Source organism: Cellulomonas sp. FA1 (assembly GCF_000986825.1).
GTDB lineage: Bacteria > Actinomycetota > Actinomycetes > Actinomycetales > Cellulomonadaceae > Cellulomonas > Cellulomonas iranensis.
Genome location: NZ_LBMY01000001.1, coordinates 2,221,504 through 2,237,673, shown reverse-complemented (window position 1 = coordinate 2,237,673; position 16,170 = coordinate 2,221,504). Strand labels below are relative to the sequence as shown.

The 16,170-nt window shown below is 73.0% G+C and carries 14 protein-coding genes; all 14 read left to right on the top strand.

Annotated features, from left to right (window positions below; genetic code table 11):
- Positions 1-316 precede the first annotated feature (316 nt).
- The 14 genes from GY42_RS10115 (at position 317) to GY42_RS10050 (ending at position 16,157) form a co-directional block, all read left to right on the top strand.
- Complete coding sequence (locus tag GY42_RS10115) at positions 317-1,366, top strand: ABC transporter permease (protein WP_236686761.1); 1,050 nt, start codon at positions 317-319, stop codon at positions 1,364-1,366.
- On the top strand, positions 1,360-2,289 hold the full coding sequence (locus tag GY42_RS10110; protein WP_201775263.1) for a carbohydrate ABC transporter permease: 930 nt from the start codon (positions 1,360-1,362) through the stop codon (positions 2,287-2,289). Before GY42_RS10115 ends, GY42_RS10110 begins: the two co-directional genes overlap by 7 nt.
- Before the next feature lie 84 nt (positions 2,290-2,373).
- Positions 2,374-4,035, top strand: a complete 1,662-nt coding sequence (locus tag GY42_RS10105) for an ABC transporter substrate-binding protein (protein WP_046529235.1) — start codon at positions 2,374-2,376, stop codon at positions 4,033-4,035.
- Positions 4,036-4,155: 120 nt separating this feature from the next.
- The gene (locus GY42_RS10100; RefSeq protein ID WP_046529234.1) at positions 4,156-5,703 is read left to right on the top strand and encodes a GH39 family glycosyl hydrolase; all 1,548 of its coding nucleotides are present in this window, start codon (positions 4,156-4,158) and stop codon (positions 5,701-5,703) included.
- Positions 5,704-5,708: 5 nt separating this feature from the next.
- Positions 5,709-6,395: a hypothetical protein gene (locus GY42_RS10095; RefSeq protein WP_046530812.1), complete on the top strand. Its 687-nt coding sequence runs from the start codon at positions 5,709-5,711 to the stop codon at positions 6,393-6,395.
- Between the two features lie 76 nt (positions 6,396-6,471).
- The gene (locus tag GY42_RS10090) at positions 6,472-8,508 is read left to right on the top strand and encodes a beta-galactosidase (protein WP_046529233.1); all 2,037 of its coding nucleotides are present in this window, start codon (positions 6,472-6,474) and stop codon (positions 8,506-8,508) included.
- Positions 8,509-8,563: 55 nt separating this feature from the next.
- Positions 8,564-8,803, top strand: coding sequence for a ribbon-helix-helix domain-containing protein (locus GY42_RS10085; RefSeq protein ID WP_052748303.1), 240 nt, complete (start codon positions 8,564-8,566; stop codon positions 8,801-8,803).
- Entirely contained in the window at positions 8,803-9,105 is a 303-nt protein-coding gene (locus GY42_RS10080) for a type II toxin-antitoxin system PemK/MazF family toxin (protein WP_046529231.1), read from the top strand. The genes GY42_RS10085 and GY42_RS10080 overlap by 1 nt, the downstream gene beginning before the upstream one ends.
- A gap of 167 nt (positions 9,106-9,272) precedes the next feature.
- On the top strand, positions 9,273-9,761 hold the full coding sequence (locus tag GY42_RS10075) for a YbjN domain-containing protein (protein ID WP_046529230.1): 489 nt from the start codon (positions 9,273-9,275) through the stop codon (positions 9,759-9,761).
- Between the two features lie 2 nt (positions 9,762-9,763).
- Positions 9,764-11,644 (top strand): HSP90 family protein, encoded by a 1,881-nt coding sequence (locus GY42_RS10070; RefSeq protein ID WP_046529229.1) that lies wholly within the window; start codon positions 9,764-9,766, stop codon positions 11,642-11,644.
- The gene (locus GY42_RS10065) at positions 11,641-13,602 is read left to right on the top strand and encodes a hypothetical protein (RefSeq protein ID WP_046529228.1); all 1,962 of its coding nucleotides are present in this window, start codon (positions 11,641-11,643) and stop codon (positions 13,600-13,602) included. Before GY42_RS10070 ends, GY42_RS10065 begins: the two co-directional genes overlap by 4 nt.
- A 273-nt stretch (positions 13,603-13,875) precedes the next feature.
- On the top strand, positions 13,876-14,451 hold the full coding sequence (locus GY42_RS10060) for a DUF6318 family protein (protein WP_046529227.1): 576 nt from the start codon (positions 13,876-13,878) through the stop codon (positions 14,449-14,451).
- A 362-nt stretch (positions 14,452-14,813) separates the two neighbouring features.
- A complete protein-coding gene (locus GY42_RS10055; RefSeq protein WP_152667267.1) occupies positions 14,814-15,374 on the top strand; it encodes a hypothetical protein in 561 nt (186 codons plus the stop codon).
- A gap of 222 nt (positions 15,375-15,596) precedes the next feature.
- Complete coding sequence (locus tag GY42_RS10050; protein ID WP_046529225.1) at positions 15,597-16,157, top strand: PAS domain-containing protein; 561 nt, start codon at positions 15,597-15,599, stop codon at positions 16,155-16,157.
- Positions 16,158-16,170: the final 13 nt, after the last annotated feature.

Genomic DNA, 16,170 nt, shown 5'->3' with positions numbered 1-16,170 from the left:
GGGCCGCTCGGCGCCGGTGCGCGGCCGTCGTGGGACGTCCGGGGCGCCGCCGGAGGCTGTCCCGGACACCCGTCCGGTCTCGGTTCGGCCACGGAGGTTGACGGCACCGCAAACGTTTGCCTAACGTGGCAGCCCTCACGTTCGGCGGAATGGGCCGCCGACACGTTTCGACCACGAGGGCGTGGAGAACCGATGCAGGCGGAGCAGCACGAGACGGGGCCGGCGGACGCCGGGACGCCGCCGCACGACCACGTCCCGCACCTGACGAGCACCACCACCCCCGGGGTGCTCCTCACCCGCGAAGGGTGGTGAAGCCATGTCCACGCAGGACGGAGTGACCGTCGACGGCACGGTCGCCGCGCAGACGACGGTGGACCGCACGCAGCGCGCCGCCGCACCGGTCGCGCAGGGCGCCGGCCCGTCCGGCCCGCGCGACCGCGCGGCCCGCAGGCGCCGCGAGGGTCACGTCACGTGGGGGCGCGCGCTGCGCCGGGACTGGCAGCTGTACTCGCTGCTGGTCCTCCCGCTCGTGTTCTTCCTGGTCTTCCGCTACGTGCCGATGCTCGGCAACGTGATCGCGTTCCGCCGGTTCCGGCCGGGCGGCTCGATCTTCGGCGAGGAGTGGGTCGGTCTGCACTACGTGCGGATGTTCATCAACGATCCCACGTTCTGGAACGTCTTCCAGAACACCCTGGTGCTGGGCGTCCTCAGCCTCGTCATCATCTTCCCGCTGCCGATCGTGCTGGCGCTCATGCTCAACGAGCTCCGCTCGCAGCGGTTCAAGCGGATCATCCAGACGATCTCGTACCTGCCGCACTTCATGTCGATCGTCATCGTCGCCGGCCTGGTGTTCCAGCTCACGGCCATGCGCGGCACGGTCAACCAGGTCATCACCGCGATCGGCGGCGACGCGATCGGGTTCATGCAGCTGCCCGAGTGGTTCCGGACCATCTACATCAGCTCCGAGATCTGGCAGACCGTCGGCTGGGGCACGATCCTCTACCTCGCCGCGCTGTCGACCATCGACCCGCAGCTCTACGAGGCCGCGCGCATCGACGGCGCCAACCGGTGGCGCCAGACGTGGCACGTCACGCTGCCCGGCATCCGGCCCACCATGGTCGTCCTGCTGATCCTCAACATCGGCACGTTCATGGCCGTCGGGTTCGAGAAGATCCTGCTGCTGTACAACCCCCTGCTCTACCCGACCGCGGACGTCATCGCGACGTACCTGTACCGCGTCGGCATCGGGTCCAGCCAGTTCTCCTACGCCACGGCCATCGGCCTGTTCGAGGCGCTCATCGGCCTCACCCTCGTCCTGTCGGCCAACGCGATCTCGCGCCGAGTGGTGGGAGCCTCCCTGTGGTGACCGTCGACAACGTCACGCGCCTCGACAAGAAGCTGTCGAAGCCGACCGTCCGGGCGGTCAAGGAGACGCGGGCCTACACCGCGTTCCGCGTCGTCAACGCGACGCTCCTCGTCCTCATCGCGGCGATCACGCTCTACCCGTTCGCGAACCTGGCCGCGCAGGCGTTCAGCTCCGAGTCGTACATCAACTCGGGGCAGGTCACGATCTGGCCGCGCGGCTTCAACCTCACGACGTTCGACCTCGTCATGAGCGACTCGATGTTCTGGCGCAACTACCAGAACACGGTCTACTACACGGTCGTCGCGACGCTCGTCGCGATGGTCCTCACCACCACGTACGCGTACGCGATCTCCAAGTACCGCCTCAAGGGGCGCAAGGTGTTCATCGGCATCGCCGTGTTCACCATGTTCTTCAACGGCGGCCTGATCCCCAACTACGTGCTCGTCAACGAGCTGGGCCTGCGCAACACCGTGTGGGCCATCGCGCTGCCCAACGCGATCAGCGTGTTCAACCTCCTGGTCATGAAGTCGTTCTTCGAGAACTTCTCGACCGAGCTCGAGGAGGCCGCCGAGATCGACGGCCTGAGCACGTACGGCAAGCTCTGGCGCATCGTCCTGCCGCTGAGCAAGGCGGTCATCGCGACGATGGTGCTGTTCTACGCGGTCGCGTTCTGGAACTCGTGGTTCGCCGCGTTCCTCTACATGGACCACCGCGAGCTGTACCCGGTGACCGTCTACCTGCGGAACCTCATCGCGGGCGCCACGAGCGTCGACGGCGCGGCCGGGTCCTCCGAGGCGACGCAGATCGCCGCCAACGTCAAGGCGGTGACGATGCTCCTCACCGTCCTGCCGATCGTGTGCCTGTACCCCTTCATCCAGAGGTACTTCGTGTCGGGCGTGATGCTCGGCTCGGTCAAGCAGTGACCTGATCGCCCCACCCGCGCCCCGCCGGGGTCGCGGTGCCACTTCCACGGATCCGGACGACGACGTTCCCCCGGAAGGAGAACCATGAGGACCACCAAGAAGCGGTCGGTGGCGTACGCCGCGACCGCCGCGACCCTCGCGCTGGCGCTGGCGGCCTGCGGCAGCGGTGGCGACGGCGGGGACGGCGACAAGCCGTCCGCCGAGGACATCGGCTCGGTCGGCGCGATGGAGGACTTCGCGGTCGGGACGACGTTCAAGGCGACGGAGCCGGTGACGTTCGGCCTGATGTACCGCGACCACCCGAACTACCCGCTCAAGGACGACTGGGACATCCTCACGAAGTTCAAGGAGAACCAGAACGTCTCCTTCGACATCACGTCGCGTCCGCTGTCGGACTGGGACCAGGCCAAGTCGGTCGCCATCGGCGCCGGCAACGCGCCCGACATCATCTCGGTGACGCACCCCGGCCAGGAGGTGCAGTTCGTCGCCGGCGGCGCGATCCTGCCGGTCAGCGACTACATCGACTACATGCCGAACTTCAAGGACAAGGTCGAGAAGTGGGACCTGCAGGACGACGTCGACCGGATGCGCCAGGAGGACGGCAAGTTCTACCTGCTGCCCGGCCTGCGTGAGTCGGTCCGCCCGATGTACACGTTCGCCGTGCGCAAGGACGTCTGGGAGCAGCTCGGCCTGAGCCTGGAGCCCGAGACGTTCGACGACTTCGCGGCCGACCTCGCGAAGGTCAAGGAGGCGTACCCCGACAAGTTCCCGATGTCCGACCGCTGGTCGGCCAACGGCCCGCTCGAGGCGACGCTCAACATCGCGGCCCCGAACTTCGGCACCGCGGCCGGCTGGGGCTTCGGCGAGGGCACCTACTGGGACGCCGACGCGAAGGAGTTCGTCTACGCCGGTGCGATGGACGAGTACCGCGACCTGCTCGAGTACTTCCACGGGCTCGTCGAGGACGGCCTGCTCGACCCCGAGAGCCTCACGCAGGACGACGACCAGGCGCAGCAGAAGATCGCGTCGGGCCAGACGTTCGCGCAGCTCACCAACGACCAGGAGATCCTCAAGGTCCGCACCGCGTTCGCCGAGCTGGGCACGCCCGGCGAGGTCACGATGATCCGCGTGCCGGCCGGTCCCGCGGGTGACTACGTCGCCGGCGGCCGCCTCGTGAGCGGCGCGATGCTGTCGTCGAAGGTCAAGGACTCCGACCACCTCAAGGCGATGCTCCAGTACCTCGACTGGCTGTTCTACTCCGACGAGGGCCTCGAGTTCTCCAAGTGGGGCGTCGAGGGCGAGACGTACACCAAGGACGCCGACGGCAAGCGCACCCTCATGCCGGAGATCGACCAGAACGACCTCAACCCGGGCGCGCCCAAGAAGCTCAACGTCGACTACGGCTACCACAACGGCGTCTGGATGCTCGAGCACGGCTCGTCCGACGAGCTCGACCAGTCGATGCTGCGGCCCGAGGTCGTCGAGTTCGTGGAGTCGATGTCCGACAAGGAGCTCGCTCCGGTCTCGCCGCCGGCCCCGCTGAACGAGCTCGAGCGCGAGCAGGTCTCGCTGTGGCAGACGGCCCTCAAGGACCACGTCTGGCAGAACACGGCCGCGTTCATCCTGGGCCAGCGCTCGCTGGACGACTGGGACGCCTACGTCAAGGAGCTCGAGGGCAAGAACATGCAGCAGTACCTCGACGTCGTCAACGGCGCGCAGGAGCGCTTCGCCGAGAAGAACGGCTGACCGGTGACGGCCGGGTCGCCCTCCGCAGCGGAGGGCGACCCGGCCGTCGCTCATCGGGGCCCGGCAGGGTCCCGCACCCCCGCATCACCCCGACACGCCCCGACCCGTCCTTGGAGCACCGTGCGCACCGTCGTCCCGTCCCAGCCGTCCGGCCCCCTGCCCACGTCCTGGCGCGAGTGCGTCGGCACCGGGCGCATGAACCTCGCGCTGCGCGCGGACTACCGCGACTCGCTCGCGCAGGTGCAGCGCGACATCGGCTTCCGGCACATCCGCGGGCACGGCCTGCTGTCGGACGACATGGGGCTGCTGCGCACCGACGAGGTCGACGGGCGCACGCACACGCGGTACGCGTTCACGTACGTCGACCAGGTGCACGACTTCTTCCTGGAGGTCGGGATCCGGCCGTTCCTCGAGCTCGGGTTCATGCCCTCGCAGCTCGCCTCGGGCGACCAGACCGTCTTCTGGTGGAAGGGCAACGTGACGCCGCCGCGCGACCACGCCGAGTGGGTCGCGCTCGTGCAGGCGCTGCTGCGGCACCAGATCGAGCGGTACGGGATCGAGGAGGTCCGGCGCTGGCCGGTCGAGGTCTGGAACGAGCCGAACCTCGCGGGCTTCTGGAAAGATGCCGACCAGGCGGCCTACTTCCGGCTGTTCGAGGAGACCGCCCGTGCGGTCAAGGACGTCGACGCCGAGCTGCAGGTCGGCGGCCCCGCCATCTGTGGCGGCTCGGACGACGCGTGGTGGGCGCCGTTCGCGGACTTCGTGACGAGCCGCGACGTGCCGATCGACTTCGTCAGCCGGCACGCGTACGCGACCGGCCCGACGCAGGAGATCCCGTTCGGCACCTACCAGACGCTGCAGCCGCCGGCGTGGCTGCTCGGCGAGTTCGACGTGCCGCGCCGCTACCTCGAGGGCACGGCGCTCGCGGGCCTGCCGGTGCACATCACCGAGTTCAACACCTCGTACCGGCCCGACAACCCGATCCACGACACCGCGTACAACGCGGCCTACCTGGCACCCGTGCTCGCGGGCGGCGGCGACCTGGTCGACTCGTTCTCGTACTGGACGTTCTGCGACGTCTTCGAGGAGACGAACGTGCCGACGTCGTTCTTCCACGGCGGGTTCGGCATGCTCACGCACCGGCAGGTGCCCAAGCCGACGTACCACCTGTACGCGTTCATGGCGCGCATGGGCCGCGACGTGCTGGCCCGCGGCGACGACCACCTGGTGTGCGCCGACCCCGACGGCCGCGTCACGGTGCTCGCGTGGCAGCCGGTCGGCGGCACCGACGCGCCCGACGCCGCGGCCGAGCACCGCGTCTCGTTGTCCCTGCCGGTGCGCGGCGACGTCGCGTTCGCGCTGCGCGAGCGCGTCAACGAGCACGACGGCAACGCGTTCGCCACGTGGCGCGAGCTCGGGCGTCCGATGTCGCCGACGTCGCGCGAGCTCGACCTGCTGCGCACGTGTGCGGCGCCCGCCGTCGAGCACGACGTGCTGCGCGCGCACGACGGCCGCGTCGACCTCGACCTCGCGCTGGCGCGCCACGAGGTGACGTTCGTCGAGCTGACGCCCGTGACGCCCACGCACCACGAGGGGCTCGACGACCGCCGCATCCTGGGCGTCGACGACGACCGGCTCGTCGCGGCGCACGAGCGCGTGCGAGCATGACGACGATGACGCAGCGCAGCGACCCGCTCGACGAGGTCGGCTCCGGCCCGCTCTCGCGGGGTGCCGCCGTCGTGCTCTGGGTCCTGACGATCAGCGTGCTCGTGGCGCTCACGGGCGGTGTGCCGCTCGCGCTCGTGCCGTTCCTCGCCGCCGACGCCGCCAACGTGTGGATCGTCGCGCTGCTCGCCCTGCCGCTCGGGCCCGCGCTCGCCGCCGCGATGTTCGCGTGGCGGCGGTTCCTCGCCGAGCGCGACCTGCACCCCGGGCGGCACTTCTGGCGCGGGTACCGCGTCAACGCGGTCGACGTGCTGCGCTGGTGGGTGCCGTTCGTGGCCGTGCAGGCGGTGATCGGCTTCTCGCTCGCGAACCGTGAGGCGGCCGGCGTGCCCGGTGCGTACGGCGTCGCGCTCGTGGTCCTGGCCGTCGCGACGCTGCTGTGGGCCGTGCTCGCGCTCGCGCTGTCGTCGCACCTGAGCCTGCGCACGCGCGACGTCGCGCGCCTCGCGTCGTACTACCTCGCGGCCCGGCCGCTGGTCACGCTCGGCGTGCTGTCGCTGCTCGTGCTGTGCACCGGGGTCGTGCTGTACACGTCCGACTGGGTGCTCGTGCTGCTCGCGGGTCTGCTCGCGCTGGCCGCGACGACCACCACCGAGCCCGTGGTCCGCGACGCGACCGCGCGCTTCACGGCCTGACCGACCCCTCTCCCACGGCCCGCGCCCCGACGGCCCGGCCGTCCCCGTCCGTCCCCACCCCACCGCGAGGTGTCCCGTGACCCTGCCCGCAGGCGACCACGTCCGCTACGGCGGCGACTACAACCCCGAGCAGTGGCCCGCGCCCGTGTGGGACGAGGACCACGCCGCGTTCGACCTCGCGCACGTCACGACCCTCACGGTCGGCGTGTTCGCGTGGGCGCACACGCAGCCCGCCGAGGACCGCTACGACTTCACGCGGCTCGACGCGATCGTCGAGCGCGTGCACGCCGAGGGGCGGCAGGTCGTGCTCGCGACGCCGAGCGGCGCGATGCCGCCGTGGCTCGCGCGTGCGTACCCCGACGCGTGCCGCGTCGACCTCGAGGGTCGCCGCCACGTCTACGGCCAGCGGCACAACCACTGCCCGTCGTCGCCCGCGTTCCGGCGGCTGTCGGTCGCGATGGCCGAGCGCCTCGCCGGGCGGTACGGCGACCACCCGGCGGTCGTCGCGTGGCACGTCGGCAACGAGTACGGCGGCGCGTGCTACTGCGACCTGTGCGCGGCGGGCTTCCGCGAGTGGCTGCGCGCGCGCTACGGCACGCTCGAGCGGCTCAACGACGCGTGGAGCACGCTGTTCTGGTCGCACGTCTTCGGGGACTGGGACGAGGTCGTGCCGCCGTCGATGCTGTCGGAGCACTGGCGCGGGCCGAACCACACGGCGTTCCAGGGCATCACGCTCGACTACCGGCGCTACATGTCCGACCGCCTGCGCGAGGGGTTCGCCGCCGAGAAGGCCGCGATCCGCGCGCACGACGCGACGACGCCCGTGACGACCAACCTCATGGGCTTCTACCAGCCGGTCGACTACCACCGCTGGGCCGACGACCTCGACTTCGTGTCGTGGGACAACTACCCGCCGCTGCCCGACGACCCGCTGCGCACGGCCGCGCGCATGGCCGCGACGCACGCCGCGATGCGCGGCCTCAAGGGCGGTCAGCCGTTCTGGGTCATGGAGCAGACGCCGTCGATCACGGCGTCGCGCGACGTCAACCCCGTCAAGCGGCCCGGCGTGCTCGCGCTGTGGACGTGGCAGTCGGTCGCGCACGGCGCCGACGCGACCCTGTACTTCCAGATGCGCCAGTCGCGGGGCGCGTGCGAGAAGTACCACGGGGCGCTGCTCGACCACTCGGGCCGCACCGACACGCGCGTGTTCCGCGAGGCCGCGGACCTCGGCGCGGCGCTCGCGACGACGGGGTCGACGCTGCTCGGCGCGCGCACGCCCGCCCGCGTCGCGCTGCTGCTCGACTGGGACTCGTGGTGGGCGGTCGAGATGACCGACGGCTACAACCGGCACGTGTCCTACCTGCAGACGCTGCTGGCGCACCACCGCGCGCTGTGGGACGCGAACGTCGACGTCGACGTCGTCCCGGTCACGGCCGACCTCGCGGCGTACGACGTGGTCGTCGCACCCCTGCTCCACGTGCTGAAGGGCGACGTGGCGCAGCGGCTGACGGCGTTCGTCGAGCGCGGCGGCTCGCTCGTGACGACGTTCTACGGCGGGCGGGTCGACGCGTCCACCAATGCCTTCCTCGGGTCGCCGCCGCTCGACGCGCTCGTGGGCGCGCGCGTCGAGGAGACCGACTCGGGCGTGCCCGGCGCCGCGAACCCCGTGACGCTCACGCTCGACGGTGCGACGACGACGCACGACGCGACGCTCGTGTTCGAGCTGCTCGTGCCGGACGAGGGCACCGAGGTGGTCGGCACCTACGGCGCCGACTTCTACGCGGGCCGCGCGGCCGTGACGCGCGCGCGGCGCGGCGCGGGGTCCTCGTGGCACGTCGCGACCGGGCTGGACGACGCGGGCCTCGCGCGCGTGCTGCGGCACGTCGTGGCCGGGCACGGGCTGCTCGGCCCGCACGCCGACGACCGGGGCGTCGAGGTCACGCACCGCGTGGCACCCGACGGGACGCGCTTCACGTTCGTGCTGCACCACGGCGACGAGCCGCGCACCGTGACGTCCGAGGTCGCGGGCGTCGACCTGCTGACCGGGCGGACGGTCGCGGCGGGGGAGGCGCTCGTGCTGCCGCCGCGGCAGGTGCTGGTGCTGCGCGGCTGACGCCCGGACCCGGTCCGGGATGCGTCACAAATCCCGAAGTCGATACCATCGCGGGATGACCATCCAGATCACCGTGCGCCTCGACGACGGGCTCGTCGAGGCCCTCGACTCCCTCGTCGCCGCGGGTCGAGCCCGGAGCCGCGCGTCCGTGGTCGAGGACGCGCTCGAGCGGCACCTGCGGCGCGAGCTCGCCGCGCGCGACGCCGCGCTGCTGACGGGCGACGCGGCCGGTGCTCACGACCTCGACGCGCTCGCGGCGTGGGCACGTCGGCAGTCGTTGCCCTCGATCGACTGATGCGCCCGATCCACGTCGCGCAGCTCGACAAGGCGCGGCCCGTGCTGGTGCTCACGCGGGAGCTGGTGCGGCCGCACCTGGCGAGCGTCACGGTCGCGCCGATCACCTCGACGGTGCGCGGCCTCTCGACAGAGGTGCCGCTCGGTCCCGCCAACGGGCTCGACCACGCGTGCGTGGTGAGCTGCGACAACGTCCAGACGGTGCCCGCGAGCGCGCTCGGCCGTGTCGTCGGGTACCTGCTTCCCGACCAGGAGCGCGACCTGGCGCGTGCGCTCGTGCTCGCGTTCGACCTCGACGCGTGAGGTCGACCACACCGCTCACCGCGTCATGGCCGTCAGTCACAGGGGATTCGCCCGGACGGCCGAACGGACATGTCGGACGCGGTGGCTAGGCTCGACCCTCGGGTCGAGCCGGTGCCCACGGGTCCCGGTCCGCCCTGCCGTTCCACCACCACCCGACCGGGGAGATCATGGGCTTCTTCACCAAGGACACGTCCGCACCGCCGCCGCCGGCGCTCGGCCCGCTCAGCCGCGACCGCGTGACCGCCGCGCTCGACGCGCGCGACATGCGCTACGGCATCGACGACGACGGCGACGTCGGCGGCTACTGGGACGGCCACCTCTTCTACTTCTTCATCATGGGTCAGAACGGCGAGTACCTGCAGACCCGTGGCCGCTGGAACCGCAAGGTCGGCCTCGACCAGCTCCAGGCGATCACCGAGATCGTCAACGAGTGGAACGCCTCGAAGCTGTGGCCCAAGGGCTACGTGCGGGCCGAGGACGGCGTGGTCGGCGTGTACGCCGAGCACACGGTCGACTACGAGCACGGCGTGAGCGACGCGCAGGTCGACCTGCAGCTCGCGTGCGGGATCTCGACCGGGCTGCAGCTCTTCGAGCACCTGGACGAGAAGTACCCCGCCGAGGCGGCGGCCGCCCGGGCGGAGATGGACGAGAACTGACCGTGGAGAACCAGTCCACCGCGGCGGGCCGGGCCTTCCAGGTCGACCTGCGCGGCGTCGTCGACCTGCTGGCACGGCACCTGTACTCGGGGCCCCGCGTCTACGTGCGCGAGCTGCTGCAGAACGGCGTCGACGCGATCACGGCCCGCCGCGCCGTCGACCCGGACGCACCCGCCACCGTGCGGCTGCGTCCGGGCCCCGACGGCACCCTCGAGGTCACCGACACCGGCGTCGGGCTCACGCCCGCGCAGGCCGAGGAGCTGCTCGCGACCGTCGGGCGCTCGTCCAAGCGCGACCTCGACCTCGGGCTCGGCCGCGAGGAGTTCCTCGGGCAGTTCGGCATCGGTCTGCTGTCCGCGTTCATGGTCGCGGACGAGATCGAGCTCGTGTCGCGCTCGGCCACCGACCCGCAGGCGCCGCCCGTGCGCTGGGTCGGCTACGCCGACGGCCGGTACGACCTGACGGTCCTGCCCTCCGACGCGCCCGTCGAGCCCGGGAGCACGGTGCGCCTGCGCGCGCGCCGCGACACCGACCACTGGCTCGCGGCCGAGACGGTCGTCGCGCTCGCCGAGGAGTTCGGCGCGCTGCTGCCCGTCGACGTCGCGGTCGAGGTGCCGCTGCCCGGCGCGCAGGGCACCGCGTGGCGCCGCACGAGCGAGCCCGTCCTGCCGTGGCGCGCGCAGTACCGCGACGACGCCGAGCGCACCGCGGCGCTCGCGGCGTACTGCGAGCGCACGCTCGGGTTCACGCCGCTCGCGCACATCGACCTCGAGGTCCCGCTCGCGGGCCTGTCGGGCGTGGCGTTCGTGCTGCCCACGGCGGTGCCGCCGGGTGCCGGGTCGCGGCACCGCGTGTACCTCAAGCGCATGCTGCTCGGCACGCAGGTCGAGGACCTGCTGCCCGACTGGGCGTTCTTCGTGCGCTGCGTCGTCGACACCGGCGTGCTGCGGCCCACGGCGTCGCGCGAGCAGCTCTACACCGACGACACGCTGCTGGCCGCGCAGGAGGCGCTCGCGGCCCAGGTGCGCGCGTGGACCGTCGCCACGCTCACCTCGCCGTCCTCGACGAGCCGCAAGGTCGTCTCGACCCACCACCTGGCGCTGCGCTCGCTCGCGGTCGTCGACGACGAGGTGCTCGACCTCGCCGCGCAGGTCCTGCCGTTCGAGACCACGGACGGCACGCAGACCTTGGCGGCGGTCCGCGAGTCCCACGGCGACGTGCTGCACACGACCCGGGTCGAGGACTTCCGCCGGGTCGCGCCCGTCGCCCGCGCGCAGGGCATGACGGTCGTCAACGCGGGCTACGTGTACGACGCCGACCTGCTGGCACGTCTCGCGCGCCGGCCCGGCTGGCGCGTGCGCGAGCTGAACGCGCAGGACGTCGCGCAGGTGCTCGAGCCGCTCGAGCCGCTCCGCGAGCTCGAGGTCCTCGACCAGGTGCGCGCGGCCGACGCGGTCGTGCGCCCGCTGGACTGCGACCTCGTGGTGCGCCGCTTCGAGCCCGAGGAGGTGCCCGCTGTCCTGCTGGAGGACCGGGAGGGGCGGCACCGCAGCGACGTGCGCCGCACGGTCGCCGAGGCGGACGACCTGTGGGGCGGCGTCCTCGCGGGTCTCACCGACGCGACCGACGACGCGCCCGCGCGCCGGCTCGTGCTCAACGACGCGAACCCCACCGTGCGGCGGCTGCTCACCGCCGCACCCGACGCGCCCGTGCTCGCGGCCGGCGTGCGGTCGCTCTACGTCACAGCGGTGCTGCTGGCCGGCGAGCCGCTGCGCGTGCGCGAGGCCGAGCTCATGAACGACGCGATGGGCGTGCTGCTCGACGCGGGGCTGACGCCCCGCCCCGAGCCGCGCGTGCCCGACGAGACCCAGGAGGACGTGTGACCCGCTCGCTCGACGAGGCCAACCGCGAGATCTCGAGGGTGCGGTCGCTGCCGTACGGCGCCGCGCGCACGCAGGCGGCCGAGCAGCAGGTGCGGCTCATCGAGGCCGAGGGGCCCGACAAGGCGCGCGCGTTCGCGCTGTCGGTGCTCGTCGAGTCGCTCGTGTGGAACGGCGAGGTCGACAAGGCGTACCTGCCGTTCACGCAGCTCGTGCGCTGGTACGACCAGCACCCCGAGCACTTCGACGACATGGACGTCCAGGGCATGTTCTGGACGTTCAAGTGGATGGTCGGGCACCTGTCGGACTTCCCGAACGTCCCGGCCTCGCAGATCGAGGCGACGCTCGAGGACATGGAGCGGCGCTACGCGCTGGCCGGTCTGGGACGCGACGCGGTCGCGTTCGAGCGGTTCTCGCTGGCCCGCACGCGCGGCTCGGCCGACGTCGACGCGCTCTACGAGGAGTGGGTGCGCACGCCACGCGACGAGTACTCGCAGTGCGAGGTCTGCGACCCGGGCGACCGTGCGACGTACCTCGTCGAGCGCGGTGACGCCGAGGAGGCGCGCCGCCTCATCGAGCAGACCCTCGCGACGGGGCAGACGTGCGCGACCGAGCCGGCCGACATGCTGTCGACGCTCGCGCTGATCCACCTCGACGCGGGCCGCGCGCCGGAGGCCGCGTCGGCGCACCGCCGCGCGGTCGCCGCGCTGGCCGAGGCCGAGTCCGACATGGCGGGTGCGCGCGGCGAGCGGTTCGAGCTGCTCGCGCGCGGCGGTCAGCCGACGCGCGCGCTGCGCGCGCTCGTGGTCGACCAGCGCCTGCTCGTGCAGGCCGACACGCCGCGGGACCGCCTGATCTTCCTGCTGCACGTGGTCGCCGGCACGTCCGCGCTGCTCCCCGAGCACGCCGACGTGCCCGTCACGCTCGACGGCGTGCCCGCGACGGACGTCGCGTCGCTGCGCACGTGGGCGGACGCGGAGGCCGAGACGCTCGCGCGCGCGTTCGACGCGCGCAACGGCACCGACCGGTACGCCACGCTGCTCGCCCGGGCGCGCGCGACCCGCCCGGCGGACGTGCGCCTCGACCTCGACGTGATCCGCGCGGGGGGGCCCGACGGCGCCCCGGTGGCGGCCGCACCGGTCGCCGCCGCACCCGCACCCGGTTCCGACGACGCCGGGGCGCCCGAGTCCGCGGTCCAGCGCGCCGAGCGCCTCGTCGCCGCCGGGGACCTCGTGTCCGCCGCCGCCGCGTGGCTCGACGCGGCCGCCGAGGCGGAGGCCGCGGGCCGGCTCGCCGAGTCGGGGTTCGCGACGGCCGAGGCCGCGCGCTGCGCGCAGGAGGCCGGCGACGAGGACGGCGCCGCCGCGACGTACCCCGGCGCGGTCGCGCGCATGCGGGCCGGCGGCGTGCCGCCGGTCGACGTCGTGCCGGTGGTCGTCGCGTGGGGCCCCGTCGCGGTCACCACCGGCACGGGGCCCGCGCTGCTCGAGGCCGTCGACGGCCTGCTGGACGGCCTGGCCGAGCCGACGCCCGACGCCGACGCGCCCGCCCCGGCCGACGCCGCCGCGCACGCCGCGGGCGCCGAGCTCGACGAGCGGGTCGCCCGCGCCCGCCGGCGTGCCCGCGCCGACCTCGACGACACCGCGGCGCGCGTGCTCGCGTCCATGGGGCCCGAGCACGCGGCCGACGCCGCGGCGCGTGCGTCGCGGGCCGCCGAGACGTACGCGGCCGTCGACGCGGTCGCCGACGCCTCGCACGCGTTCTGGCTGGCCGGGCGCCTGCACCACGCGATGGGCGGCGTCGACGACGCGATCTGGAACCTCGAGTCCGCCGTCGAGGGCTTCGGCATCGCCCGCGCCACCGAGCCGCGCGGCGCGGCCGCGTCGATGCTCGTCGACATGCTGCGCGCCGCCGGTCGTGACGACCGCGCCGACGAGGTCGTCGCCTCGCTCACGCGCTGAGCGCACCGCGGGCCGGGACGCCGAGGTGTCCCGGCCCGCGGTGTCCGTGCGTGCCGCCTCCGTGCGTGCGGCGTCCGTGCGTGCGGTGATGGCCGCTGCGGTGGTGGCCCCTGCGGGGGACGCCCTCACACGGGCCCGGTGGCGCGGTGTCGTCCACAGGGGCGCCGGACCGCGCCCGCGCAGTGTCCGGAATCGGTAGGTTCTTGCGCCATGGGTCGGCAGGGGACGAGGACGCCGCGGGTGCGGGCGGATCGGCGAGGACAGAGGGTTCGGGTGGCGGCGAGCGCGCTGCTCGGCGCGCTGGTGCTGGTCGCCGGCTGCACGCCGGGCGGTGGGCAGGGGGCCGCGACACCGACGCCGTCCACGACGCCCACGGCGACGACCTCGCCGACGGCTGCCCCGACCCCGACGCCGATGCGGTTCCCGACGCCCGACCCCGCCATCGCCGAGCCCACCCCCGAGGGAGCGATCGCCGCGGGCACGCAGTTCCTCGCGCTGTACGACTACGCGTACTCGACGGGTGACGCCGCGCCGCTGCTGGAGATGTCGGCGGAGGGGTGCGTCTTCTGTACGTCGACTCGCGACGAAGTGCGAGCGATGGTGGAGGACGGCTATGCCAGCCTCCGCGAGCCCGCGTCCGTCGTCTGGTCCGACAGTGCCGAGATCCGCGAGGACGAGTGGTTCCGCGTCCATCTCCGTGTGGAGCAGGGGCCGCTCTTCACGATCGCGTCTGACGGGTCGCGGCATCAGACGTCGGACGGTGGAACGGTCGACCTGATCTTCGCGATGTCATGGCTCGGCGATCGCTGGCGCGTCGAGCAGGCCGACGTCGTGCAGCCCGAGGGATGAGGCTGAGGAGCGGCGTCGCCGCCGCCTGTGCTGTGTTCGTCGTCGTTCACCTCGCCACCGGTGCCGTGGCGGCGGCTGCAGACGTGCCCGACCTCGGCGGTCTCGTGAGGAAGGCGGAGGTGTCGTCAGAGCGTCACGCGGTGAATCTCGTCGGCGGCTGGTCCGGGAATCAGACCTCACGTCCTGCGTCGGGCGGAGCTGGAACGGGACCGAACGTCGAGCACGAGGAACGGTTCGCGCGTGCGTGCGCTGGCCCGGACAGCGAACGGCTGACCCCGGGCGACGCGACCTGCTTCGGCTTCGGCGCGCCCGTGTGCGAGGAGGGCGAGACCCCGCGCGCGCCGCGGTGGACCCGGTCGCGGGTGCTCCCGTCGGGTGCGTGGAGCGAGTGGAGCCTGCAGGACTACGGCGCGTGCGTCGGGCCGGACGCCGCGGTCCCCGTGCTGACGGCCGAGGACTTCCGGCGGCTGCCGCTGCCCGCCCCGACGCTGCACGTGCAGCCCGACGGGGACTGGGTGCTCGTCAACGTCGAGACCATCGTCTACACCGACCCGAGCCCGGTGACGCTGACGACCGACCTGCTGGGGCACGAGGTGACGGTCGAGGCGACCCCGCGGGAGTTCACGTACGACTGGGGCGACGGGCACAGCACCACCACGCGCGACGCCGGCCGGCCGTACCCGGCGCTCGACGTCGTGCACCGCTACGAGCGGCCGGGGCGCGTCGCGATCACGCTGACGACGCAGTGGTCGGGCCGGTACCGGGTCGCGGGCGACCCGCAGTGGCGCGACGTCACGGGCACCGCGCAGACCTCGGTGACCGGGCCCGAGCTCGACGTCGAGGAGCGCACGTCGCGCCTGGTGTCCGGCACGTGCCGGCAGCAGCCCGACGCCCCGGGCTGCGCCGGCACCGCCGGCGGGTAGCCCCGCCCGTGGGCGCACCGGGCGCCGACCCGTGGCGTTACCTGCGTCGGCGCCCGACGCCGACCCCGCGCAGCGCGGCGTCCGACGGGGACCACGTGCAGTGCGGAAGAGCCCGAGGTCCCGATGCCGCGGTCGCGCTTCCTCACGTCCGGGCCGCGACCGTCGATAGGTGCGGGGACGGCGACGACGCGTCGAGGCACCGACGCGAGGGGGAGCGAGCGCATGCGGACGTCCACAGGGACGCGGACGGTGGTGCCCACGGGCGAGGTCAGGACCTTCGCCCCCGACGAGCTGATCGTGTCGAAGACCGACCTGCAGGGCCGCATCACCTACGTCAACGGCACGTTCCGCCGCGTGTCCGGCTACGACGAGAGCGAGCTGCTGGGCCGCCCGCACAACGTCATCCGGCACCCCGACACGCCCCGCGCGGTGTTCCGGCTGCTGTGGGACGAGCTGCGCGCCGGCCGCGAGATGTTCGCCTACATCAACAACCTCGCCAAGGACGGCGCGTCGTACTGGGTGCTCGCGCACGTGACGCCGTCGCGCGGCGCCGACGGCGGCGTCGTCGGGTACCACTCGAGCCGCCGGCTGCCGGAGCCCGCCGCGGTCGCCGAGATCGAGGCGCTCTACGCGCGGCTGCGCGCCGCCGAGTCCACGCAGCCCACGCCCCGTGCCGCGCTCGAGGCGTCGTCGACGCTGCTCGACCACGAGCTCGCCGCACGCGGCTGCACGTACGACGAGCTGGTCTGGCAGGTCGTCGCCGGCCAGGGGCGTGCCGCGTGACGCGCCCCCGCCG

What these genes read in the sequence shown, in the direction of transcription:
- GY42_RS10115 (WP_236686761.1), top strand. Translation starts at nt 317, where the DNA reads ATGTCCACGCAGGACGGAGTGACCGTCGACGGCACGGTCGCCGCGCAG.
- GY42_RS10105 (WP_046529235.1), top strand. Translation starts at nt 2,374, where the DNA reads ATGAGGACCACCAAGAAGCGGTCGGTGGCGTACGCCGCGACCGCCGCG.
- GY42_RS10095 (WP_046530812.1), top strand. Translation starts at nt 5,709, where the DNA reads ATGACGCAGCGCAGCGACCCGCTCGACGAGGTCGGCTCCGGCCCGCTC.
- GY42_RS10085 (WP_052748303.1), top strand. Translation starts at nt 8,564, where the DNA reads ATGACCATCCAGATCACCGTGCGCCTCGACGACGGGCTCGTCGAGGCC.
- GY42_RS10080 (WP_046529231.1), top strand. Translation starts at nt 8,803, where the DNA reads ATGCGCCCGATCCACGTCGCGCAGCTCGACAAGGCGCGGCCCGTGCTG.
- GY42_RS10075 (WP_046529230.1), top strand. Translation starts at nt 9,273, where the DNA reads ATGGGCTTCTTCACCAAGGACACGTCCGCACCGCCGCCGCCGGCGCTC.
- GY42_RS10050 (WP_046529225.1), top strand. Translation starts at nt 15,597, where the DNA reads ATGCGGACGTCCACAGGGACGCGGACGGTGGTGCCCACGGGCGAGGTC.